The organism is Sphingopyxis sp. (assembly GCF_051861155.1).
In the GTDB taxonomy this organism is placed as follows: domain Bacteria; phylum Pseudomonadota; class Alphaproteobacteria; order Sphingomonadales; family Sphingomonadaceae; genus Sphingopyxis.
In genome coordinates, this window is the sequence record NZ_JBHYDE010000001.1 from 140264 (window position 1) to 161867 (window position 21604).

At 65.4% G+C, this 21604-nt stretch carries 22 protein-coding genes and 1 pseudogene; 12 read left to right on the forward strand and 11 right to left on the reverse strand.

Annotated features, from left to right (window positions below; genetic code table 11):
* Positions 1-12 precede the first annotated feature (12 nt).
* The 3 genes from ACTIFP_RS00660 (at position 13) to ACTIFP_RS00670 (ending at position 4817) form a co-directional block, all read left to right on the forward strand.
* Complete coding sequence (locus tag ACTIFP_RS00660; RefSeq protein WP_439566795.1) at positions 13-1560, forward strand: tetratricopeptide repeat protein; 1548 nt, start codon at positions 13-15, stop codon at positions 1558-1560.
* Positions 1561-1649: 89 nt separating this feature from the next.
* On the forward strand, positions 1650-3197 hold the full coding sequence (locus ACTIFP_RS00665; protein ID WP_439566796.1) for a hypothetical protein: 1548 nt from the start codon (positions 1650-1652) through the stop codon (positions 3195-3197).
* Between the two features lie 99 nt (positions 3198-3296).
* Positions 3297-4817, forward strand: coding sequence for a tetratricopeptide repeat protein (locus tag ACTIFP_RS00670; RefSeq protein WP_439566797.1), 1521 nt, complete (start codon positions 3297-3299; stop codon positions 4815-4817).
* A gap of 6 nt (positions 4818-4823) precedes the next feature.
* Here ACTIFP_RS00670 and ACTIFP_RS00675 read toward each other — a convergent pair whose 3' ends face one another.
* The 4 genes from ACTIFP_RS00675 to ACTIFP_RS00690 are packed head-to-tail and all read right to left on the reverse strand — an operon-like array spanning position 4824 to position 7589.
* Positions 4824-5582, reverse strand: coding sequence for an isocitrate lyase/PEP mutase family protein (locus ACTIFP_RS00675; protein WP_439566798.1), 759 nt, complete (start codon positions 5580-5582; stop codon positions 4824-4826).
* 31 nt (positions 5583-5613) lie between these two features.
* On the reverse strand, positions 5614-6045 hold the full coding sequence (locus tag ACTIFP_RS00680) for a nuclear transport factor 2 family protein (RefSeq protein ID WP_439566799.1): 432 nt from the start codon (positions 6043-6045) through the stop codon (positions 5614-5616).
* A 12-nt stretch (positions 6046-6057) separates the two neighbouring features.
* Positions 6058-7122 (reverse strand): bifunctional DNA-binding transcriptional regulator/O6-methylguanine-DNA methyltransferase Ada, encoded by a 1065-nt coding sequence (ada, locus tag ACTIFP_RS00685; RefSeq protein ID WP_439566800.1) that lies wholly within the window; start codon positions 7120-7122, stop codon positions 6058-6060.
* On the reverse strand, positions 7119-7589 hold the full coding sequence (locus ACTIFP_RS00690; protein WP_439566801.1) for a DUF1203 domain-containing protein: 471 nt from the start codon (positions 7587-7589) through the stop codon (positions 7119-7121). The genes ada and ACTIFP_RS00690 overlap by 4 nt, the downstream gene beginning before the upstream one ends.
* Positions 7590-7690: 101 nt before the next feature.
* On the opposite strand from ACTIFP_RS00690, the gene ACTIFP_RS00695 reads away from it, so the two are divergent.
* Entirely contained in the window at positions 7691-9235 is a 1545-nt protein-coding gene (locus ACTIFP_RS00695) for a S1C family serine protease (protein WP_439566802.1), read from the forward strand.
* Positions 9236-9239: 4 nt separating this feature from the next.
* Here ACTIFP_RS00695 and ACTIFP_RS00700 read toward each other — a convergent pair whose 3' ends face one another.
* Both ACTIFP_RS00700 and ACTIFP_RS00705 read right to left on the reverse strand, forming a co-directional pair.
* On the reverse strand, positions 9240-10025 hold the full coding sequence (locus tag ACTIFP_RS00700; protein ID WP_439566803.1) for an alpha/beta hydrolase: 786 nt from the start codon (positions 10023-10025) through the stop codon (positions 9240-9242).
* Positions 10022-10699 (reverse strand): dienelactone hydrolase family protein, encoded by a 678-nt coding sequence (locus tag ACTIFP_RS00705; RefSeq protein WP_439566804.1) that lies wholly within the window; start codon positions 10697-10699, stop codon positions 10022-10024. The genes ACTIFP_RS00700 and ACTIFP_RS00705 overlap by 4 nt, the downstream gene beginning before the upstream one ends.
* 297 nt (positions 10700-10996) lie before the next feature.
* Here ACTIFP_RS00705 and ACTIFP_RS00710 point away from each other — a divergent pair, with 297 nt between their 5' ends.
* From ACTIFP_RS00710 to ACTIFP_RS00735, 6 genes are all read left to right on the forward strand, one after another.
* A complete protein-coding gene (locus ACTIFP_RS00710) occupies positions 10997-11563 on the forward strand; it encodes a F0F1 ATP synthase subunit delta (RefSeq protein WP_439566805.1) in 567 nt (188 codons plus the stop codon).
* A 3-nt stretch (positions 11564-11566) separates the two neighbouring features.
* Complete coding sequence (gene atpA / locus ACTIFP_RS00715) at positions 11567-13096, forward strand: F0F1 ATP synthase subunit alpha (protein WP_439566806.1); 1530 nt, start codon at positions 11567-11569, stop codon at positions 13094-13096.
* 95 nt (positions 13097-13191) lie between these two features.
* Entirely contained in the window at positions 13192-14067 is an 876-nt protein-coding gene (locus ACTIFP_RS00720) for a F0F1 ATP synthase subunit gamma (protein ID WP_439566807.1), read from the forward strand.
* A gap of 24 nt (positions 14068-14091) precedes the next feature.
* Positions 14092-15630, forward strand: coding sequence for a F0F1 ATP synthase subunit beta (gene atpD, locus ACTIFP_RS00725; protein WP_439566808.1), 1539 nt, complete (start codon positions 14092-14094; stop codon positions 15628-15630).
* A gap of 45 nt (positions 15631-15675) precedes the next feature.
* Complete coding sequence (locus ACTIFP_RS00730; protein ID WP_439566809.1) at positions 15676-15933, forward strand: ATP synthase F1 subunit epsilon; 258 nt, start codon at positions 15676-15678, stop codon at positions 15931-15933.
* A 188-nt stretch (positions 15934-16121) separates the two neighbouring features.
* Entirely contained in the window at positions 16122-17618 is a 1497-nt protein-coding gene (locus ACTIFP_RS00735) for a CpaF family protein (RefSeq protein ID WP_439566810.1), read from the forward strand.
* Positions 17619-17705: 87 nt separating this feature from the next.
* Here ACTIFP_RS00735 and ACTIFP_RS00740 read toward each other — a convergent pair whose 3' ends face one another.
* Positions 17706-17879 (reverse strand): hypothetical protein, encoded by a 174-nt coding sequence (locus tag ACTIFP_RS00740; protein WP_439566811.1) that lies wholly within the window; start codon positions 17877-17879, stop codon positions 17706-17708.
* Positions 17880-17946: 67 nt separating this feature from the next.
* On the opposite strand from ACTIFP_RS00740, the gene ACTIFP_RS00745 reads away from it, so the two are divergent.
* Both ACTIFP_RS00745 and aat read left to right on the forward strand, forming a co-directional pair.
* Entirely contained in the window at positions 17947-18774 is an 828-nt protein-coding gene (locus tag ACTIFP_RS00745; protein ID WP_439566812.1) for a class I SAM-dependent methyltransferase, read from the forward strand.
* 5 nt (positions 18775-18779) lie between these two features.
* Positions 18780-19559: a leucyl/phenylalanyl-tRNA--protein transferase gene (aat, locus tag ACTIFP_RS00750; protein WP_439567281.1), complete on the forward strand. Its 780-nt coding sequence runs from the start codon at positions 18780-18782 to the stop codon at positions 19557-19559.
* Positions 19560-19594: 35 nt separating this feature from the next.
* Here the strand turns inward: aat and ACTIFP_RS00755 are convergent.
* The 4 genes and pseudogenes from ACTIFP_RS00755 to ACTIFP_RS00770 form a co-directional block, all read right to left on the reverse strand.
* Positions 19595-19996, reverse strand: a pseudogene (locus tag ACTIFP_RS00755) (DUF2155 domain-containing protein); the annotation flags it as partial.
* Positions 19996-20379: an NADH:ubiquinone oxidoreductase subunit NDUFA12 gene (locus tag ACTIFP_RS00760; RefSeq protein WP_439566813.1), complete on the reverse strand. Its 384-nt coding sequence runs from the start codon at positions 20377-20379 to the stop codon at positions 19996-19998. The pseudogene ACTIFP_RS00755 and the gene ACTIFP_RS00760, both read right to left, overlap by 1 nt.
* A 60-nt stretch (positions 20380-20439) precedes the next feature.
* Positions 20440-20901: a DUF192 domain-containing protein gene (locus tag ACTIFP_RS00765; protein ID WP_439566814.1), complete on the reverse strand. Its 462-nt coding sequence runs from the start codon at positions 20899-20901 to the stop codon at positions 20440-20442.
* A 33-nt stretch (positions 20902-20934) separates the two neighbouring features.
* A complete protein-coding gene (locus tag ACTIFP_RS00770; protein WP_439566815.1) occupies positions 20935-21507 on the reverse strand; it encodes a RecX family transcriptional regulator in 573 nt (190 codons plus the stop codon).
* Positions 21508-21604 lie beyond the last annotated feature (97 nt).

Below are 21604 nucleotides of genomic sequence, written 5' to 3' on the forward strand. Positions count from 1 at the left end.
ATGGCAATGGGAATGATGAGGCGGGTGGTCGCAGCGATCGCGCTATTCTGTTGCTGCGCGGCGCAGCCCGCCGCGGCGCGCTGGCTGCGCGCCGACACCAATAATTTCATCATCTACAGCGAGGGCGACGAAAAATCGCTGCGCCGCTTTGCCGAGAATCTTCAGCTGTTCGACGCGACGCTGCGCCACCGGTTCAACGTGCCGGGCGGCTTCGAACCCAATCGGTTGACCATCTATCTGGTGCCGCGCGCCGCGGACGTGAACCGCCTGTCGGGCGGACGGCTCGGCCCGGCGACCGCTGGGTTCTACAGCGTCACGACCGACGGCAGCTTTGCGGTGTCGAACCGCGAAAACGACAGCAACAGCGGGCGCGGCACCCCCGCGTCGCAACAGATATTGTTCCACGAATACAGCCATCATTTCATGAAGCGGTACATGCCGGTCGCGTTCCCGGCCTGGTTCATCGAAGGTTTCGCCGAATATCTGTCGACGGTCGATTTCAACAAGGAGGGCCGCCCGTCGGTCGGCATGCCAGTCTATAGCCGCGCCTATGGCCTGATCGAACTACCCAAGATTCCGGCCGAACGGTTACTGTTTGAACGCCCGACCGCGATGAAGGACAGCGCGCAGCAGGACGCCTATTACGGGCGCGCCTGGCTGCTCACCCACATGCTCTATTCGGATCCGAAGCGCGCCGGGCAATTGCTCGCCTATATGCAGGCGATCAACCGCGGCGACGATCCGGCAAAGGCAGCGCCGGTCGCGTTCGGCGACCTCGCAACGCTCGACAAGGATCTCAACGCCTATCTGAACCGGCGCCTCAGCTATACCTTGTTCCACAAGGCGATGGTTGTCGAAGGGGAGATCAGCATAGCACCGCTGTCGGCGGCCGAAGACGCGCTGCTGCCGCTGCGGCTGGAACGGCTGAGCTCCGGCGGCGATCATGAGCGGCTGGCGGCGATCGCCGCGAAGCTGCAGAAACTGGCGGCGGTCCATCCCGGCGACGCGGGCATCTGGTACGAACTGGCCGCCGCCGAATGGGACAAGGGCGACGAACATCGCAGCTTGCCGACCACCCGCGCCGCGGTCGACAAGGCCCTGGCGCTGAAGACCGACCATGTCCGCGCCAATGTCCTGCTCGGGCGGCTGCTGGCCGCGGAGATGGACGCGAAGGGCGATTATAGCGACGCGGCCTGGCGCGCGGTGCGCAAACCGATCGCGCTGGCCAATCGCACCAACCCCGACGACCCGCTGCCGCTGTTCGAATTTTTCCAATCCTATGTAAATCAGGGCCAGCGCCCGCCCGCCATCGCTTTGCAGGGGCTGGCGCAGGCCTTTTCGCTCGAACCGGAAAATGTCACGATTCGCATGAACCACGCCTTTGCGCTGGCCAACAAGGGCGATTTCGACGGGGCAACGAACCTGGCCAAGACGATCGCCTTCGACCCGCACGACCGCGGCAGCGGGCAGAATTTGCTCGACCAGATCGAAGCGATGCGAGGACGCGGCAAGGATGGCGGGGCGAGCGACGCCGACGTCGAAGCCGCCGCCGAGGATTGAAGCAAGCGCGGTCGGCCTTGTCGCCGGCCAACAGGGAAAAGAGGGACGCTACAGTGACGCAAAAAATTGCCGCGCGGGTTCTTTGCACGATGATGACGTTGGCCATCGCGTTGACCGCCACCACGGCGCGCGCCGAATGGTGGGAAGCGCGCACCAGCCATTTCATCATCTATTCCGAAACCAAACGCGAGGATGCCGAGGGCTTTGCGCGCGAACTCGAACGCTTCGACAATGCGCTGCGGTCGATGCAGAATATGCCTGTCCCCGGCCCCGACGTCGGCGACGCCAACCGGCTGAAGGTGTTTCGCACCGGCGACACCGACCGGCTCGGCTATATCCTGAACGCGTCGGGGGCGGGGATCGGCGGCATTTATTTCCCCCGCGCGGGTAATCCCGTTTCCTTCGTCCCGGCGCGCGAAAAACGGTCAACAAGTCGGCATATTGATACCGAAGGGCCCGGCCTCGACATAAAGTCGACCTTGTTCCACGAATACACCCATCATTTCATGCTGAGCAATTTCAGCACCGCTTATCCGCATTGGTATACCGAGGGCTTTGCAGAACTTTACAGCACCGTTGACTATAGGGGGACCGGGAAATTCTATGTCGGCCTTGTCCCCCAACATCGCGGCGAAGCGTTGAAGGCGCTTTCGGACGTCAAGCTGACCCGGCTATTCGATACCAAGGCCAAGCTGACCGGCCTCGAATATTTCCAGTCCTATACCTACGGCTGGATGCTGACCCACTATCTAAATTTCAATGAAGCGCGGCGGGGTCAGCTTCCCGCCTATCTGGGCGCACTCAACAAGGGAGAGGATTCGCTGACCGCCGCGAAACGCATTTTCGGCGACCTCGAAATGCTGCAACGTGAGGTGAGAAAATACAAAAACGGCCCGTTCCCGGGCTATGAAATGCAGGTCGGCAGCTACGTGGAACCGAACGTTACGATGCGCCGGATGACACCTGCCGAAGAAGCCGTGATTCAGACGCATATGCGCTCGCTCCGCGGGGTGACCCCCGGGCAGGCGCGGGACGTCGCGCGCGACCTGGCGGGCAAGTCGGCCGCCCATCCCGACAGTCTGTTCGTCCAGCTGGCAGTGACCGAAGCCGAAATCGATGCGGGCAATTTTGACGCTGCCGATGCCGCCGCCGACCGCGCGCTTGCCATCGCTGCCGGTTCGTCGCTGGCGCAATATTGGAAAGGGCTGGTGTTTCTGGGTCGCGGCGAAAAAGACAAGAGTGCCTATGCTGCGGCGCGCCCCTATTTGATCCGCGCGCGGCGGCTCGACCCCAATGACCCGCGCCCAGCGATCGCTTATTATCGCTCTTTCTACGATGCGGGCGAAGCGGTACCCGAACCCGCCATGATCGCGCTCGAGGAAGTGTTTCCCTACGCCGCCTATGACCGCGAATATCGCCTGCTGCTCGGCCGCCAGCTGATTGACGAGAAAAAGGGTGACATCGCGCGCAGCGTGCTCGCCCCGATCGCCTTCGGATCGCACAGCAGCGACGAGGAAAATCCGCTGCAGGCCGTGATCGCGGCGATCGACGCGAAGAATATGGACGAAGCGCGCGCCAAGATGGCCGAGATTTTCAAAAAGGCCAAGGATGCCCGCGACGGCAAGGACCGGCGCTGATTGTCGAACGTATAGAAGACTTTACAGCCGCCGTCGGGGCTGGCAGCAGGATCGCGGGTGCCGACCGGGAGCAGCAGGATGTACAGGATTTGTGTGACGATGACCGCGGCCGTGCTGACCGCGCTCGCCGCCCCGGCGCACGCCAAATGGCTGCGCGCCGATACCGAGAGTTTCATCATCTATAGCGAGAGCAACGAAAAACAGCTGCGCGAATTCGCCGCGAATCTGCAGCGGTTCGACACGACGTTGCGGCTGGTGTTCAACGTCGCCGCCAAGGGTGAGGAAAGCCGGCTGCCGATCTATCTGTTGCCCAGCGGCGACGATGTCGCGCGGCTGGCGACGGGGTCGCGCAGCGCGCCGATTTCGGGATTTTACCGGCAGGACCGCGACGGCAGTTTCGCGCTGTCGCACCGCCAGAGCGGCGGCACCACCCCCGGCACGTCGGCGGCGCAGCAGGTGTTGTTCCACGAATATAGCCATCATTTCATGAAGCGGCATTTGCGCGTCGCCTTTCCCGGCTGGTTCATCGAGGGCTTTGCCGAATATTATTCGACGGTCGATTTCGACAAGGAAGGCCGCGCGATGATCGGCCAGCCGGCGTATCGGCGCGCCTATGGCCTGTTGATGCTGCCCAAGATGCCCGCCGACCGCGTCCTGCTGGAACCGCCCAGCGCGATGCGCAGCCGCGGTCAGACCGACGTCTATTACGGCCGGTCGTGGCTGCTCACCCACATGCTGTTCCACGATCCGGCGCGCACCAACCAGATCAACACTTACACCAATGCGATCAACGCCGGGACCGAACCGCGCAAGGCGGCGACCGATGCGTTCGGCGACCTCGCGCAGCTCGACAAGGATCTCAACCGCTATGTCGAGGCGCGCCTGTCCTATCGCACGACGCGCGATGCGGTGCCGGTATCGACCGCGATCAGGATCACGCCCTTGTCGGCGGACGAGGATGCCGTGGTGATGCTGCGGCTCGAAAGACTGAACGCGCGCTCCGACAAGGCGCGCCTGCTCAAAGTCCGCGATGCGCTACGCGCGCTGGCGGCAAAAATGCCGGCGAACTCCGACGTTCATTACGAACTGGCGGCGGCCGAATGGGACATTGATCCCGCCACGCGCGATCTTGCCGCGATGCGCAGCGCGCTCGACAAGGCGCTGGCGGCCAGGCCCGAGCATGTCCGCGCCAATGTCCTGTTGGGACAGCTCCAGCTGTCTGAACTGCGCAAAAAGGGCGAAACCGATCCGGCGGCGTGGCGCGAAGCGCGGCGTCCTATCCAGATCGCCAACCGCGCCGACCCCAACGACCCGATCCCGCTCCACGCCTATTTCCAGAGCTTCCTGACCGAAGGAAAGCGGCCGAGCGACATGGCGATCAAGGGGCTGGAGCGCGCCTTTGCCCTGACGCCCGAAAATCTGAACCTGCGCAGCGCCTATGCCGTGTCGCTCGCGCATCTCGGCCGTTTCGAGCCCGCGATCAACCTGGCGAAGACTGTCGCCTTCGATCCGCACGACAATGGCCGCGGCGATGCGCTCTTGAAACGGATCGAAACGATGCGCGACCGCGGCGTCACCGGGACGCCTGAAGCACCCGGCGACGATGACGACGGCGGCTAGTCTCCGTCAATAATCGGGTTCGGCGCCGCCCAGCACCTGCGCCGCCTGACCAGTGAGCCACGCCATCGCCGCCGCCCAGGGCTGGTGCCCGTGGCTGATTCGCGCGACGCCAAGGTTCGCCAGTTCCTTGTGCGTCGGTCCACCCTTGCCGCGCAGAATGTTCACCGGCAGCGGCGAGGCTTCGCAGATCGCGCCGATACATTTGGGGTCGAGCAGGAAGGGCACGAACAGCGACCCCGCCCCCGCATCGGCATAGGCGCGCGCGCGTTCGAGCGTCGCAGCGACAAGCGCGTCGCCGTCCTGCCCGACATCGGCGCCGCGAAAGGTGTCGCAGCGCGCGTTGACGAAAATGCCGGTGTCGGTCGCGGCGCGATAGCGCGCCACCGCGTCGGGGATCGCCAGCAACGCGGTCTGGCCGGGCAGCCGGTCCTCCATATTGATCCCCGCCGCGCCCGCCGCCACCGCGCGGGCGACCGAAGCGCCGACCGCCGCCGGATCGGCGCCATAGCCCGCCTCCATGTCGATGGTCACGGGCAGGTCGGTGACCGACAGGATACGCGCCAGATTTTCGAACACATCGTCCAGCGGGAAATCCTCGCCATCAGCGCGGCCCTGTGCGCCCGCGACGCCGAAGCTGCCCGTCGCGATCGCCTTCGCGCCCGCCGCGGCGACCGCCCTTGCACTGCCCGCGTCCCAGATGTTGACGAGGATCAGCGGGTCGCCGGGAACATGCAACGCCGCAAAATCGCGAATTTTCTGATTCATACCCAAACTCCGTTCTATCCGATGCTAGATGCTAGACGATCCGGCCCGCCGCGGCGGTGCCGAAAACCTGATCATGCCCGCTCCTGGCGTCCATATATTCGCGAATGCGCCGCACGCGCGGCCCCGCCATTTCAAAGACGAAGACATAATCGAGCGCATAGGCGCGGCCATTGGCGAGCGTCGCACTCTGGCGTTGCTCGAATATGACGCGCTCGCCCTCGGCGGTGACCGAGATCGGATCGACCTGCATGCCGCCCGGGAACAGCCGCCGATAATCGTCGCGGATGAACCCGATAATCGCGTCGGGTCCAACCATGTGGTGCGTCACGCCCAGCGCCACCGCAGTGGCATTTTCAGGCGGCGCGCACCATTCGACATCGTCGGCCAGAACCGCTCTGATCCGGTCTGCATCGCCGCTGCCGAAAGCGCGCCAGACCGCGATCGCTGCTTCCTTGCTCGTCATGGCGCCTCTTCCTCAAAAACCGTCGAGCCGGCGTTGCCCGGAGGCACCCTCGCGGCGAAGCAATTCGTCCTTGATCGGCAGGCCATAGGCATAGCCGCCGAGCGTCCCGTCGCTGCGCACCACGCGGTGGCACGGGATCAGCACCGCGACATTGTTCGCGCCATTGGCGCTGCCCGCCGCGCGCACCGCCTTCGGCTTGCCGACCGCGGCGGCGATGTCGGCATAGCTGCGCGTTTCGCCCGCCGGGATCCGGCGCAGTTCGCGCCACACCGCTTCCTGAAACGCGGTGCCCTTCACGTCGATCGGAATATGATCGAAACCCTGCGTCGGCGCCTCGACAGCATCAACTACCTGCGACAGAAGCGCGGCGAATTCGGCGCCGCCCTCGACCAGCGTCGCGGCGGGAAAACGCTCCTCCAGCGCCGCGCGGCTTTCGTCGAACGACAGGCGGCACACCCCCTTGTCGGTCGCGGCGACGAGCATGTCGCCCAGACTGGTCGGCACCACCGCCCAGTGGATCGTCACGCCCTTGCCGCCATTCACCCATGCCGAAGCCGTCATGCCCATTCGTCCCTCCATATTCTCATAGAAACGCGACGGCCCCGAAAAGCCCGCGTCGTAAATTGCGTCGGTGACCCGCCCGCCCTCGCTCAGCGCCTGCCGCGCGCGCTCCTCACGCAGCGCGCGGGCATAGGCGGCGGGCGACAGGCCGGTGTGGCGGGTGAAGACGCGCTGGAAATGCGTCGGCGAATAGCCGGTGCGGCCCGCCAGATCGGCGAGTGCCAGCGGCTCCTCGCTCGCCTTGATTGCGTGGATCGCGGCGAGCACCGCGCCCTCGTCGCGCGCGACATCGTCGGGCAGGCAGCGCTTGCATGGGCGCAGCCCGGTCGCGCGCGCCGCCGCTCCATCGGCGAAAAAGCGCACATTGTCGCGCAGCGGATGGCGCGCGGCGCAGCTCGGCCGGCAATAGATGCCGGTCGTCTGCACCCCGGTAACGAAGCGCCCGTCGAGCGCGCGGTCGCGGCGAAGCACCGCGGCCCAGCGCATATCGTCGGTCATGCTGTCCACCGCGTTCATGCTGCATCCCTTTCGATCCGCGCGGCGAAACAGCCGTTCGTCGCATATTGAGCATGGATATAGGCAATGGCCGGATTGGCGAACAGAGCGCGGATCGCTTCATCGCCATCTTCGCCGGGGGCAAGCTGCGCGGCGACCAGCATGCCTGCGGCATCAAAGCCGCGGAACGCCATTGTCCGCCCGGCAAAGGCCGGCGGCAGCGCGTCATAATAGGCGGCGGTGTCGACGCCCGCACGGACATAGATGGCATAGGCGCTGCGAAACGGCGTATCGACGTCGTGGCTCACATGATGCAGCAGGATCACCTCCTCGCCTGCCTGCGCATCATCGAGGCTGATCCGGCACGGAAAGCCCCGGTCGGATGTCGCAGTGACGCGCCGCGCATTGATCGCCGCCAGTTCGGCATCGCCGAGCGCAAAGAGCGGGGCGAAACGGTCGGGGCTGAGCCCCCGGATCGAATAGGTCATCGGATCGTCCTTTCAATGTGACTAGCAGGCTATTGCCATGCGGGTCGGACTGGTGCGTCCCGATGCTTGCGTTCAAAGTTGGCCCGGTTAGGGTGCGCGGCATGACCCGTATCTTCCCGCTGCTGCTCGCCCTTGTCGCCCTAACCCTGACGCTGTCGGCCCCGGCGCGCGCCGCTGACGACATCAGCGCCGCGTCGCGCAGCGTCGTGCGCGTCGTCACCGTCGCAATGGTCGAGGGCGAGGTCGTCGGGTTCGGGCATGGCAGCGGCATCGCGATTTCGCCGACGCGCATCGTCACCAACGCGCATGTCGTCGAATCGGCGGTCCAGTATCCCAACAATGTCGCGCTCGGCGTCGTCCCGTCGGAGGGGCAGAAAAGCTATGCCGCCAAGCTGATCGCGATCGACACCGCACGCGACTTGGCGCTGCTCGAGATCACCGAAGCGCGGCTGCCCGCCGCCGCGGTTTATACCGGCCCGCTGGAATCGGGCGCCGACATCGTCGCGCTCGGCTATCCGGGCAATGTCGACCTCGCGACCGCGCGCAGCGCCAATGACTATATCACCCCGCGCACCCCGACGCGCAGCGAAGGCAATCTGTCGAACACGCAAAGCGTCGACGGGGTCGCGATGCTGATCCACACCGCCAAGATTTCGCGCGGCAATTCGGGCGGGCCGCTGGTCGACCAGTGCGGCCGTATCACCGGCATCAACACCGCGATCACCCGCGCCGACGACGGCGATTCGCCCTTTGCCTTCGCGATTTCGGCGCGCGAACTCACCCGCTTTCTGACCGACGCGAACCAGCAATATGCCAGCGTCGGCACCCCGTGCCTGTCGCTGGCCGAAGCCGATGCGCGCGACCGCGCCGCGATGGACGCCGAGGCGCGCGCCAGCGCCGAGGCCAATGCCGCAAAAGATGCCGCCGCGAAGCTCGACCGCGACCTGAAACAGGCGCGCGCCGAGGAAGAAGCGCTGGCGTCGCGCGAGAACCGCATCGCGCTCGCCGGGGTGTTGTTCGTGATCGGCGCGCTCGCCGCGGGCGCGGGGCTGCTCTTTTACAGCCAGAAAAATCTGCGGAACGCGAAGATCGCGGGCGGTGTGGGGGCGGCGCTGATGATCGGTGCCGCGATCCTGTTCGTCACCCGCCCCGACGCGCATGCCGAAGTCGCCGCCGACGGTGCCCCGGCGCCGACCGCATCCGAACCCAAGCTGGCCGAGGGCAATTTCCTCTGCACGATCCGCCCCGACCGCAGCCGCATCACCGTGTCGGCGACCACCGACGTGCCGGTGACGATCGGCGCCGCCGGCTGCGTCAACGATCGCACCCAATATACCAAGGGCGCCGACGACCGCTGGCAGCGCATCCTCGTCCCCAATGACGAGGCGACCGTCACTGTGGCGTCGATCGATGCGACGGGCCGCGATTACCGGGTCGAGCGCTATCTGCTCGACGCCGAAGCGATGACCAAGGCGCGCGAGACCCGCGCCGCGGTGACCCTGAAAAGCTGCACCGCCGACCCCGACGCGCTCGCGGGCCTGGCCGCGCAGCAGGACGCGATCCGCAGCGCGCTGCCCGCCAGCCCCAATGAGCGGCTGGTCTATCGCTGCCAGCCCGCCAGCGGCGCAGCAGCAGCGGGCAAATAGCAGGTCAGCGTATCTCGGCGACCCATTGCTTCAAAATCGCCTGCGCCGCCGCGCTATAGGCCAGTTCATGCCCCGCCCCCGCCACCAGCGCCACCGTCGCATCGGGCCGCGCGCGTCGCAGCCGCGCCAGGTTGGCGGGCCGCACCAGCGTGTCGGCGTCGCCGTGCATCAGAAACACCGGCGCCCGTACCCGCGCCAGCTTGCCCACATTGTCGAACCGGTCGCGCACCAGCCAGCGCGGAACGAAGGGCATCGCCTCGCCAACGACATCGGGCAGGCTGGAAAAACCCGACACCAGGATCAGCGCCGCGACATCGTGGCGCCGCGCCATTTCGGTCGCCGGCCCCGATCCGATCGAATTGCCGACGACGATGACGTCGCGCGCCGCAACACCCTGTGCCGCCAGCCAGCGCATCGCCGCGTCGCCATCGCGGTACAGCCCCGACTCGCCCGGCGATCCGGGGTTGCCACCATAGCCGCGGTATTCGACGAGCAGCAGCCCGTTGCCATTCGCCGCCGGGCCGCGCGTCGCCTCGATCGCGCCGAGCAGATTGTCGCCATTGCCGTGGAAGAACAGGACCGTGTGCTTGGCCGGTTGCTCAGCACGGTGGAAGGCAGAGAGGCGCAGCCCGTCGTCGGTCTGCGTCTGCACCAGCCGGAAACCCGGCGGCGGCGCCTGCGGATATTGAGCAGGCGCCGGAAAGATCAGCCGCCGCTGCTGGGTGTAGAGCAGCGCCGTCGCCGCCACGACGATAAGGAGGAGGAGCAAGCCAAGCTTGGCGAAGCTCACCCCCCGCACGCCTTGAACAGCATCAACGTGCGCTCTCTCGCCAGTTCGGCGCTCGGTTCGTGATAATCCTTGCGCCGGTCGCTGTTGAAACCATGGCCGGCCTCGTAAACGAATATCTGCGCGGTCGGATGCTCCTGCGCGATTAGCGCCTCGACGCCCTCCATCGGGATGCCGCCGTCGAAGCGGCCGAAATGGGCGATCGCGGCGCAGCGCGGCGCCTCGTCCTTGAACATTGTCGGCACCAGACTGCCATAATAAGCGCTGGCCGCGGCGACATCGGGGCTGATCTGCGCCGTCCGCCACGCGACCGAACCGCCGTAACAAAAGCCGGTGATGAACACTGGACCTTTCGCTTTCAACGCGTCGATGCACGTCTGGACATCCGTCAGGCTCTGCTCGAACGGGTGCAGCTCACGCGCCAGTTGCACCGCGCGGTCGAACTGCGGGCCCGAATAGTCGCTCTCGAACCCCGGATGCTCGCGATCGAACAGCGCGGGCGACAGCACCTCATAGCCGTCGGCGGCATATTCGTCGCACAGCTCGCGGATATGGTCGGTGACGCCGAAAATTTCCTGAATGAGGACAAGCCCGCCGCGCCGGTCACCCTCCGGCTGCGCGTGATAGACACTGATTCCGGCGCCATCGTCCATCGTCATCCGGATCATCTCGCCCATGCGCTTCCCCTCTTCCGTTCGGACTGAGCCTGTCGACGCCCCGTCCTTCTTTCCCGCGACCTTTGAAGCGCGACCTTTGAAGAAAGAACGGCCCTTCGACAAGCTCAGAGCCTGCCCCCACGAAGGCGGGGGGCGAACGGGTTTGGGAAGGTGGTCAGAAGACTCCCACCCCCGCCTTGCATTGCCGCAGAATCGTTGCTAGGCGCGCCGCGACTTCGCTGCGGGGGATATTTCCGAATATCCGCTGAAACCCGCGCGACCCATCCCCCACGGGATCGTAGCAAAGGACTTTCACGCGTGGAGAATTCCGGCGGCATTCAAGGCAACATCACGGCGGGCCTCGCGGGCCGCTATGCGGTCGCTTTGTTCGATCTGGCGCGCGAATCGAACGCGATCGACGCGGTAGCCAAAAGCCTGAGCGATCTGCGCGCAGGCCTGACCGAATCGGCCGACCTGTCGGCGCTGATCGCCAGCCCGGTCGTCGGGCGCACCGATGCCGCGAACGCGGTGGGCGCGGTCGCCCAGGCGATGAAGCTCGATTCGCTGACCGCCAAATTCCTTGGCGTGCTCGCCGAGAATCGCCGCCTCGCCGATCTGCCCAAGATGATCGATGCCTTCGACGCGATCGTCGCCGATCACCGCGGCGAAGTCACCGCCAAGGTCACCAGCGCGCATCCGCTCACCGCCGAGCAGCTCAAAGAGCTGACCGCGAACCTGAAATCCCGTGTCGGGCGCGACGTTTCCGTCGCGACGACCGTCGATCCCGCCATTCTCGGCGGCCTCGTCGTCCAGCTGGGCAGCCAGCTGATCGACGGCAGCATCCGTACCCGTCTCAATAGCTTCGCACAGGCGATGAAAGGCTAAACCATGGAAATCCGCGCCGCTGAAATCAGCAAGGTCATCAAGGACCAGATCGCCAATTTCGGCACCGACGCAACGGTCAGCGAAATCGGTCAGGTTCTGTCGGTCGGCGACGGCATCGCCCGCGTCCACGGCCTCGACAATGTCCAGGCCGGTGAAATGGTCGAATTCGCCAATGGCGTGCAGGGCATGGCGCTCAACCTCGAAGCCGACAACGTCGGCATCGTGATCTTCGGCAGCGACGCCGAGATCAAGGAAGGCGACACCGTCAAGCGCACCGGCACGATCGTCGACGTCCCCGTCGGCAAGGGCCTGCTCGGCCGCGTCGTCGATGGCCTCGGCAATCCGATCGACGGCAAGGGTCCGATCAAGGCCGACAAGCGCATGCGCGTCGAGGTCAAGGCGCCGGGCATCATCCCGCGCACCTCGGTGCACGAACCCGTCCAGACCGGCCTCAAGGCGCTCGACGCCCTCGTCCCCGTCGGCCGCGGCCAGCGCGAACTGATCATCGGCGACCGTCAGACCGGCAAGACCGCCGTCGCGATCGACACCTTCATCAACCAGAAGCAGGCGAACGCCGGCACCGACGAATCGAAGAAGCTCTATTGCATCTACGTCGCCGTCGGCCAGAAGCGCTCGACCGTCGCGCAGATCGTGCGCCAGCTCGAGGAAAATGGCGCGATGGAATATTCGATCGTCGTCGCCGCGACGGCGTCGGAGCCCGCTCCGCTGCAGTTCCTCGCACCCTACACCGGCTGCACGATGGGCGAATTCTTCCGCGACAACGGCATGCACGCCGTGATCGTCTATGACGATCTGTCGAAGCAGGCCGTCGCTTATCGCCAGATGTCGCTGCTGCTGCGCCGCCCGCCGGGCCGCGAAGCCTATCCCGGCGACGTTTTCTATCTGCACAGCCGCCTGCTCGAGCGCGCGGCAAAGATGAACAGCGACAATGGCTCGGGTTCGCTCACCGCGCTGCCGATCATCGAAACGCAGGCGGGCGACGTTTCGGCGTACATCCCGACCAACGTGATTTCGATCACCGACGGCCAGATCTTCCTCGAAACCAACCTGTTCAACGCCGGTATCCGTCCCGCGATCAACGTGGGTCTGTCGGTGTCGCGCGTCGGCTCGGCCGCGCAGACCAAGGCGATGAAGAAGGTGTCGGGCTCGATCAAGCTCGAGCTCGCGCAGTATCGCGAAATGGAAGCCTTTGCGCAGTTCGGTTCGGACCTCGACGCGTCGACGCAGAAGCTGCTCAACCGCGGCTCGCGCTTGACCCAGCTCTTGAAGCAGCCGCAGTTCCAGCCGATGCCGTTCGAAGAGCAGACCGCGTCGATCTTTGCCGGCACCAACGGCTATCTCGACAATGTCGCGACCACGGACGTCTCGCGCTACGAACAGGCGATGCTTGCCTATCTGCGCAGCGACCATGCCGATGTGCTGACCGCGATCCGCGACTCCAAGGATCTTGGAGACGACGCCAAAAAGGGTCTGGTCGCGGCGCTCGACGCCTTCGCCAAGATTTTCGCGTAACCCACCCACCTCGTCACCCCGGCGAAGGCCGGGGTCTCGACGGTGAGATCCCGGCCTTCGCCGGGATGACGACAAGAAGGTAAAAGACGGGACTTATGGCCAGTCTGAAGGAACTCAAAGGGCGCATCGTCTCGGTCAAATCGACCCAGAAGATCACCAAGGCCAAAAAAATGGTCTCGGCCGCCAAGCTGCGCAAGGCGCAGGCCGCGGCCGAAGCCGCGCGCCCCTATGCCGAACGGCTCGAAGGCGTCGTCGCCAGCCTGGCGTCCAAGGTCGGCGCGTCGGATTCGGCGCCGAAGCTGCTCGCCGGCACCGGCAAGAGCGACACGCACCTGCTCGTCGTGCTCAACAGCGACCGCGGGCTTGCCGGTGCGTTCAACTCGAACATCGTCAAAGCGGCGCGCGACAAGGCGCTCGAGCTGCAGGCCGCTGGCAAGAAGGTCGTCTTCTATCTGGTCGGCCGCAAGGGTCGCCCGGTGATCAACCGCCTGTTCCCCGGCCAGGTGATCGAAAATTACGAAACCACCGGCATCCGCGACATCGGTTTTGAACAGGCGCACGACATTTCGGCCAAGGTGATGGAGCTTTACGAAGCCGGCGCCTTTGACGTGGCGCATCTTTTCTATTCGAAATTCCGTTCGGCGCTGCTCCAGGTCGCGACCGGCCAGCAGCTGATCCCGGTTCCCGCTCCCACCGATGTTCCGGCATCGAGCGGTGCCGCGGTCGAATATGAGCCCGACGAAGAAGCGATCCTCGCCGACCTGTTGCCGCGCAACGTCACGATCCAGATCTTCAAGGGTCTGTTGGAAAACGCCGCGTCCGAACAGGGCGCGTCGATGACCGCGATGGACAATGCGACGCGCAACGCGGGCGACCTGATCAACAAGCTGACCATCGTTTACAACCGCACGCGTCAGGCGGCGATCACCACCGAACTTATTGAAATCATCGCTGGCGCCGAAGCGCTCTAAGCTATCCAAGCAAGGAAAAAACCAATGGCAACCGCACCCGCCCCTGAAAAGAAGGCTCCCGCCAAGAAGGCCGCCGCGCCCAAGGCTGCTGCGCCGAAGAAGGCCGCCGCTCCCAAGGCCGCCAGCACCGGCACCGCCACGGGCCGCATCGCCCAGGTCATCGGCGCCGTCGTCGACGTCCAGTTCACCGGCACCCTGCCCGCGATTCTGAATGCGCTCGAAACCGACAACAATGGCAACCGCCTGGTCCTCGAAGTCGCGCAGCATCTGGGTGAAAACACCGTCCGCACCATCGCGATGGACGCCACCGACGGCCTGACCCGCGGCCAGCCCGTCGTCGATACCGGCGCACAGATTTCGGTGCCGGTCGGCCCGCAGACGCTCGGCCGCATCCTCAACGTCATCGGCGAGCCGATCGACGAACGCGGCCCGGTGAACGCCGCCACCACCGCGCCGATCCACGCCAAGGCTCCCGAATTCGTCGACCAGTCGACCGAAACGAGCATCCTCGTCACCGGCATCAAGGTCATCGACCTGATCGCGCCCTACGCCAAGGGCGGCAAGATCGGCCTGTTCGGCGGCGCGGGCGTCGGCAAGACCGTGCTGATCCAGGAACTGATCAACAACATCGCCAAGGGCCATGGCGGTACGTCGGTGTTCGCGGGCGTCGGTGAACGCACCCGCGAAGGCAACGATCTCTACCACGAATTCCTCGACGCCGGGGTTATCGCCAAGGACAAGGACGGCAACCCGACCCCCGAGGGTTCGAAGGTTGCGCTGGTGTTCGGCCAGATGAACGAACCCCCGGGCGCCCGCGCCCGTGTCGCGCTGTCGGGCCTGACGATCGCCGAATATTTCCGCGACCAGGAAGGCCAGGACGTGCTCTTCTTCGTCGACAACATCTTCCGCTTCACGCAGGCGGGTTCGGAAGTGTCGGCGCTGCTCGGCCGTATTCCGTCAGCCGTGGGGTATCAGCCGACGCTGTCGACCGACATGGGCGCGCTGCAGGAACGCATCACCTCGACCAACAAGGGCTCGATCACCTCGGTGCAGGCTATTTACGTTCCCGCGGATGACTTGACCGACCCTGCCCCGGCCACCTCGTTCGCCCACTTGGACGCGACGACGACGCTGAACCGCGCGATTTCGGAACTCGGCATCTATCCGGCGGTCGATCCGCTCGATTCGACCAGCCGCGTGCTGACCGCCGCCATTGTCGGCCAGGAGCATTATGAGACCGCCCGCCGCGTTCAGGAAACGCTGCAGAAGTACAAGTCGCTGCAGGACATCATCGCGATTCTCGGCATGGACGAGCTGTCGGAAGAAGATAAGCTGGTCGTCGCGCGCGCGCGCAAAATCCAGCGCTTCCTGTCGCAGCCGTTCCACGTCGCCGAAGTCTTCACCAACATCCCCGGCAAGTTCGTGGCGATCGAAGATACGGTGAAGTCGTTCAAGGCGGTGGTCGACGGCGAATATGACCATCTTCCCGAAGCGGCCTTCTACATGGTCGGCGGCATCGACGAAGCGGTCGCCAAGGCCGCAAAGCTCGCCGAAGACGCGTAACAAACCTGTGCCCCTCCCTGTGCGGGAGGGGTTTGAGGAACCAAAATGGCTCTGAAGTTCGAACTCGTCACCCCGGCCCGCCTCGAGCGGTCGATCGAGGTTTACATGGTCACCGTCCCCGGCAGCGAAGGCGATTTTTCGGTGCTCGAAGGCCATGCGCCGTTCATGGCGACGCTGCGCAACGGCCCGCTGACAATCTATGCGACCGCGTCCGCCGCGCCCGAGGTGATCGAGGTCGAAGGCGGCTTTGCCGAGGTTAACGAGGCCGGCCTGACCGTGCTCGCCGAGCATATCGCCGCCTGATAATTTCGCCCGTCCACGGCGATCAATGCCCGCATCCCCACCGGATGCGGGCTTTTTTGTGTCCACGCGGCAATCGACCCTGCGCATTAGGACAATGTCAAAGTTTCCACTTTATTCACCGTGTCGGATGGGGGTGCGTCAGCCAATGGTGGCGATACTCCGGCAGACATGGAAGCAGGACAAAGCGAATGAGTGCATTCGGACGCCGACCCGGAACCGCTGGCCGCCCCGCCTTTGGCGTGGCGAAGCCGATGCAGGGTGGATCGGGTGTGCCCGGGGGCGCGCAATTCCCGGCGATCGAGACGCCGCCCGCGATCGAAATCCCCGTGATGCCATCGAACCTGTCGCCCGAAGAAGAGGCGATGGAGCGGCTCAACCAGCGCTCGACCGCCGAGGCGATGGAGCCTGAAAAGGCGCAAGGGTTCGAAGCCAGTGTCCACAAGATCAAGGAACAGGTGCTGCCGCGCCTGCTGGAACGCGTCGATCCCGAGGCCGCGGCGACGCTGTCGAAGGACGAGCTGACCGAGGAATTTCGCCCGATCATCCTCGAAGTGCTTGCCGAGCTGCGCATCACGCTCAATCGCCGCGAACAGTTCGCGCTCGAAAAGGTGCTCGTCGACGAGCTGCTCGGCTTCGGCCCGCTCGAAGAATTGCTCGCCGACCCCGACATTTCGGACATCATGGTCAATGGTCCGTACCAGACCTATATCGAGCGCAAGGGCCAGCTGGTCATCGCGCCGATCCAGTTCCGCGACGAACAGCATCTGTTCCAGATCGCGCAGCGCATCTGCAACCTCGTCGGCCGCCGCGTCGACCAGACCACGCCGCTCGCCGACGCCCGTCTGAAGGACGGCAGCCGCGTCAACGTGATCGTCCCGCCGCTCTCGCTTCGCGGCACCGCGATCTCGATTCGTAAATTCTCGGCCAAGCCGATCACGCTCGACATGCTCTGCCAATGGGGCGCGATGAGCCAGAAGATGTGCACCGCGCTGAAAATCGCGGGCGCCAGCCGCTTCAACATCGTCATCTCGGGCGGTACGGGTTCGGGTAAAACGACGATGCTCAATGCGCTGTCGAAGATGATCGACCCCGGCGAACGCGTGCTGACGATCGAGGACGCCGCCGAACTCCGCCTGCAACAGCCGCACTGGCTGCCGCTCGAAACGCGCCCCGCGAACCTCGAGGGCAATGGCGCAATCCATATGGGCGATCTCGTCAAGAACGCGCTGCGTATGCGTCCCGACCGCATCATCATGGGCGAAGTCCGCGGCGCCGAGTGTTTCGACCTCCTCGCCGCGATGAACACCGGTCACGACGGGTCGATGTGTACGCTGCACAGCAACTCACCCCGCGAATGCCTCGGCCGTATGGAGAATATGGTGCTGATGGGCGACATCAAGATTCCGAAGGAAGCGATCTCGAAACAGATCGCCGATTCGGTCGACCTGATCGTCCAGATCAAGCGTCTGCGCGACGGGTCGCGCCGCGTCACCAACGTCACCGAGGTGATCGGCATGGAAGGCGACGTCATCGTCACCCAGGAACTCTTCAAATTCGAATATCTCGACGAGGACAAGGACGGCAAGATCGTCGGCGAATATCGCGCGATGGGCCTGCGCCCCTATACGCTCGAAAAAGCCCGCCAATACGGCTTCGACCAGCCCTATCTCGAGGCTTGCCTCTGAGTCCGTCGCCCCCGCGAAGGCGGGGGCCGCTATCAGCCTTACGCTATCTCTCCAGCGGCCCCCGCCTTCGCGGGGGCGACGGCCAAATCAAGGCTTCAACGCCAGCGCCGCCGCCAATATCGCGACCGCCACGCCGATCAGCGCAATCCCCCGCCACGGCATGAATCCGACCGCATCGACGTCGCGCCGATGGCGGCGACGCCAGTCCGCGACCTCGGCGGCGACCGCGACCGCGGCGCCCGCGGCACTCACTATCAGCATCGACCCTTGCATTGACGCGCGCACCTTCGCAAACAGGGGGACGTCCCCCCAGAGAGAGGTTGCCCATATGCGTCCGCTATTGATTGTTGCAAGTGCCGCTTTAGCCATTGCCATCCCTGCCGCCGTATCGGCCGACCACCATGGCGGCGGCCATGCCGCCAAGCCCGGCGACGCAATCGCCGCCGCGGTCGCCGCGCCGACCCGCACCCCCGCCAATCTCGCTCGCGATCAATATCGCCACCCTGCCGAAACGCTCGCCTTCTTTGGCGTCAAGCCCGGCGACACCGTGGTCGAGCTGTGGCCCGGCGGCGGCTGGTACAGCGAAATCCTCGCCCCGTTGACCAAGTCCGGCGGCGGCACCCTGTATGTCGCGGCGCCATGGGAACGCGGGCTGAACCGGTTCAAGGAAAAGCAGGCCGCCGATGCCGCGACCTATGGCGCGGTCAAACTCGCCGAATTTCCCAGCGCGGGGGCCAATCCCAAAGTCCCCGACGGCAGCGCCGACGTCGTGCTGACCTTTCGCAACGTCCATAACTGGCGTTTCGATGGCGCCGACAACACCGCCAACGCGTTCAAGCAGATTTTTGCGATGCTCAAACCCGGCGGCACGCTGGGCGTGGTCGAACACCGGCTGAACGAGAGCGACGATGCCGCGAAGGAAGAAAAGTCGGGCTATATGAAGGAAAGCTCGATCATCGCCTTCGCCGAAGCCGCGGGCTTCAAGCTGGCCGAAAAGAGCGAGATCAACGCCAATCCCAAGGATACGAAGGACTATGAAAAGGGCGTCTGGACGCTGCCACCCAGCCTGCGCGAAGGCGAAGTGGACCGCGCCAAATATGTCGCGATCGGCGAATCGGATCGCATGACACTGAAGTTCGTAAAGCCCGCAAGCTGAAGCCTATCGAGTCCATCGACCCTGCGCTGCTGCTGAGTGCCTATGCGCAGGGTATTTTCCCGATGGCCGACGGGGCGGATGACCCGTCGGTCCATTGGGTCGAACCGCGGCTGCGCGCGATCCTGCCGCTGGGTGGCTTTCGCCTCTCGCACAGCCTGAAAAAGACGCTCGTCGCCGACCGCTTTCGTGTCACCACCGACGCCGCCTTTGCCGACATGGTCGCGCTGTGCGCCGAACCTGCGGGCGACCGGCTGACGACGTGGATCAACCCCGTGATCAAGGCGAGTTACGACCGCCTGTTCCAGATCGGCCATGCGCACAGCGTCGAATGCTGGCTGGACGACCGGCTCGTCGGCGGGCTTTACGGCGTGTCGCTCGGGCGCGCCTTTTTCGGCGAATCGATGGTCAGCCGCGCGCGCGATGCGTCCAAGGTCGCACTGGCGCACCTCGTCGCGCGGCTCATCGCGGGCGGCTGGAAATTGCTCGATTGCCAGTTCATCACCCCGCACCTTGCCAGCCTGGGCGCGATCGAAATCCGCCAGGCCGACTATCTGGCGCGGCTTTATTCGGTGTTGGCGGGCGGCGACGCAGACGGCGTCTTGGGCGCCGGAGCGGTCGGCGCAGGCGCCGCGGGCGTATCGCCGCCCTCGCCGCCGTTCGTCGCGGGCGACTGGGGCGCACTCGACGCCTTGGGCGCTGCCGCCGCGCCCGATTTCGGTGCCGCGGGCGCGACCGGCTCGCCGCCGGGATATGTCATCGCACAGCTTTTGACGAACACGTCATAGATCGGGTGCTGGATGATGTTGCGGTCGGGGCGTTCGCGGAAAATCCAGCCAGAAAAGATGCGGCGCCATTTGTCGTCGCGCTGATCCTGTACCGTCAGCTGGACGAAAGCCCCGGTTTCGGGCGGATCTTCCCACGGCGCGGTCTGTTCGCACGCGCGCAGCCGGATGATCGCGCGGCCGACCCGCGCGACTTCGCCGGGCTTCATCTCGAGCTCGCGGACCAGCCCGTTGCGTTTGTTGAGCAGGCCGACGACGGCGACGCGCTCGGCCATCGGGGTCGCCCCGGCGATGCCGCCGACTTCCTGCGGCACGCGTTCGGATTTGGCGATCGTCGGCACCGTCGCGCTGCCATTGCCCTGCGACGGCGCCCGGTCGCAGGCGGCGAGCGCGCTCGCCGCCAGCAGCGCGATCAGCGCGGTCGTCGTCGGCCGTGACATTATTCGCCGGGCCGCCAGGCCTCGTAATCGCCGGTCGCCGCGGCGCGCTGGCCACCGCGTTCGAGCGCCCCGGCCGGGCGATAGGCGCCGGTGCTGCCGGTCAGGTTCGCGCTCGGCGCCTGTTCCCACGCGCGCGGCGCGGGCAGGATGTCGGTGGGCAATTCGTCGAAGGTGCGGTGCAGCCAGCCGTGCCATTCGGGCGGCACCCGGCTCGCATCGTTCGATCCCTTGTAGATCACCCAGCGGCGGTCGCCCTTGCGCGCGCGATGATAGGTGTTGCCGAGGCTGTCCTCGCCGACCTTTTCGCCGGTTTTCCAGCTGTTCAGCAGCGTGCCGACGGTCGCGCCGTCCCACCAGGTGAAAATCTTGCCAAGGATGCTCATGGCGAGGCGTTTACAGGCAAGGCTATGCGGTCTGCAACCCGCAAACCGTGCGCCGTAACGCTATTTCCCGTCTTTCCACGTCACCTTCGCCGTCTCGTCGATGCCAAGCTTCGCCGCGGTGCCGCCCGCGAGTTCGAGTACCGCGCTGACCTCGCCGCCGCTGACGACGGGTTCGAGCGATTCGGGGATGGTGTTTTCGGCGATCCGATCGATGCTGCCGTCGGCGCGGATGAAGAACATGTCGAGCGGGATCAGCGTGTCCTTCATCCAGAAGCTGCCGATCCGCGGCTTTTCGAACGGAAAGAGCATCCCGCCGTCGGCGGGCAGGCTGGTGCGGAACATCAGCCCCTTGTCCTGCTCGGCGTCGGTGCGTGCGACCTCGACGTTGAAGCGGTGCGTGCGATCCGCGGCGGTGATCGTCACCGGGATCGTTGGGGCGCTTTCGGCGTCGCTGGCATCGCGGCTGCACCCCGCGATCGGCACGGCCAGCGACAATGCAAGAGCGGTCAAAATAGCGCGCATCGGAGATCCTTATCCCGGCAAAGTCGGCTAGCCCTAATCGAGCCCCGCTTCGTCGTCCAGCGCCGCCAGCGCCGCTTCGTCCCCGGGCGCGATCGCGAGGATGCGCCGCGTCAGCGTCATCGCGTGCCCGGCGCGCAAAAACGCCGCGACCTGCCGCTCGCGCAGCTTGGGATCGGCAAGGGCTGCCGCGCCGAACGGCCCGAACCGCCGCCGCCGCGCAAAACCGAGCGCCGCCGCGAGCGCCGCGCCTTCGGCGGTCTCGATCGCCTCGCCGCTGTCCGCAGGCGCGATGCCGTCGACATAGAGCTGCGCCTTCACCCGCCGCACCCCCAGCCCGCGCCGCGTCATCGCCCCCGCGCGCATGACGGCATATTGGCGATCATCGAGGAACCGCAAACGCTCCATCCGGTCGGCCACCGCCTCGCACGCCGCCATGGCGTCGATGTCGTCTATCCAGTCGGATTCGCGGACTTTTCTGGCGAGGTAGCGCGTCAACTTGGCGCGGCTCGTCGCGAATCGCGCAACATACGCCAGCGCCAGCTCGTCGAGTTTGGCTGCGCCGAGAGGCTTTCTGGAACGGTCGGATGGAGCGCGGCGGTTGGCCATATGCCATGTTTGTGCCACAGTCGGGCCTGATTGAGAACGATCAACACCGCCATATCGGGCGATAAAGCCCGGAAATGGGCGATTGTTCTAACAACAC

Coding starts and splice junctions, on each gene's coding strand:
- ACTIFP_RS00760 (WP_439566813.1), bottom strand. CDS start 20,379: ATGAGCATCCTTGGCAAGATTTTCACCTGGTGGGACGGCGCGACCGTC.
- ACTIFP_RS00680 (WP_439566799.1), bottom strand. CDS start 6,045: ATGACGAGCAAGGAAGCAGCGATCGCGGTCTGGCGCGCTTTCGGCAGC.
- atpD (WP_439566808.1), top strand. CDS start 14,092: ATGGCAACCGCACCCGCCCCTGAAAAGAAGGCTCCCGCCAAGAAGGCC.
- ACTIFP_RS00665 (WP_439566796.1), top strand. CDS start 1,650: ATGATGACGTTGGCCATCGCGTTGACCGCCACCACGGCGCGCGCCGAA.
- ada (WP_439566800.1), bottom strand. CDS start 7,122: ATGAACGCGGTGGACAGCATGACCGACGATATGCGCTGGGCCGCGGTG.
- ACTIFP_RS00745 (WP_439566812.1), top strand. CDS start 17,947: ATGCGTCCGCTATTGATTGTTGCAAGTGCCGCTTTAGCCATTGCCATC.
- ACTIFP_RS00720 (WP_439566807.1), top strand. CDS start 13,192: ATGGCCAGTCTGAAGGAACTCAAAGGGCGCATCGTCTCGGTCAAATCG.
- ACTIFP_RS00740 (WP_439566811.1), bottom strand. CDS start 17,879: ATGCTGATAGTGAGTGCCGCGGGCGCCGCGGTCGCGGTCGCCGCCGAG.
- ACTIFP_RS00765 (WP_439566814.1), bottom strand. CDS start 20,901: ATGCGCGCTATTTTGACCGCTCTTGCATTGTCGCTGGCCGTGCCGATC.
- ACTIFP_RS00695 (WP_439566802.1), top strand. CDS start 7,691: ATGACCCGTATCTTCCCGCTGCTGCTCGCCCTTGTCGCCCTAACCCTG.
- ACTIFP_RS00770 (WP_439566815.1), bottom strand. CDS start 21,507: ATGGCCAACCGCCGCGCTCCATCCGACCGTTCCAGAAAGCCTCTCGGC.
- ACTIFP_RS00675 (WP_439566798.1), bottom strand. CDS start 5,582: ATGAATCAGAAAATTCGCGATTTTGCGGCGTTGCATGTTCCCGGCGAC.
- ACTIFP_RS00690 (WP_439566801.1), bottom strand. CDS start 7,589: ATGACCTATTCGATCCGGGGGCTCAGCCCCGACCGTTTCGCCCCGCTC.
- ACTIFP_RS00730 (WP_439566809.1), top strand. CDS start 15,676: ATGGCTCTGAAGTTCGAACTCGTCACCCCGGCCCGCCTCGAGCGGTCG.
- ACTIFP_RS00705 (WP_439566804.1), bottom strand. CDS start 10,699: ATGGGCGAGATGATCCGGATGACGATGGACGATGGCGCCGGAATCAGT.
- atpA (WP_439566806.1), top strand. CDS start 11,567: ATGGAAATCCGCGCCGCTGAAATCAGCAAGGTCATCAAGGACCAGATC.
- ACTIFP_RS00660 (WP_439566795.1), top strand. CDS start 13: ATGATGAGGCGGGTGGTCGCAGCGATCGCGCTATTCTGTTGCTGCGCG.
- ACTIFP_RS00735 (WP_439566810.1), top strand. CDS start 16,122: ATGAGTGCATTCGGACGCCGACCCGGAACCGCTGGCCGCCCCGCCTTT.
- ACTIFP_RS00670 (WP_439566797.1), top strand. CDS start 3,297: ATGACCGCGGCCGTGCTGACCGCGCTCGCCGCCCCGGCGCACGCCAAA.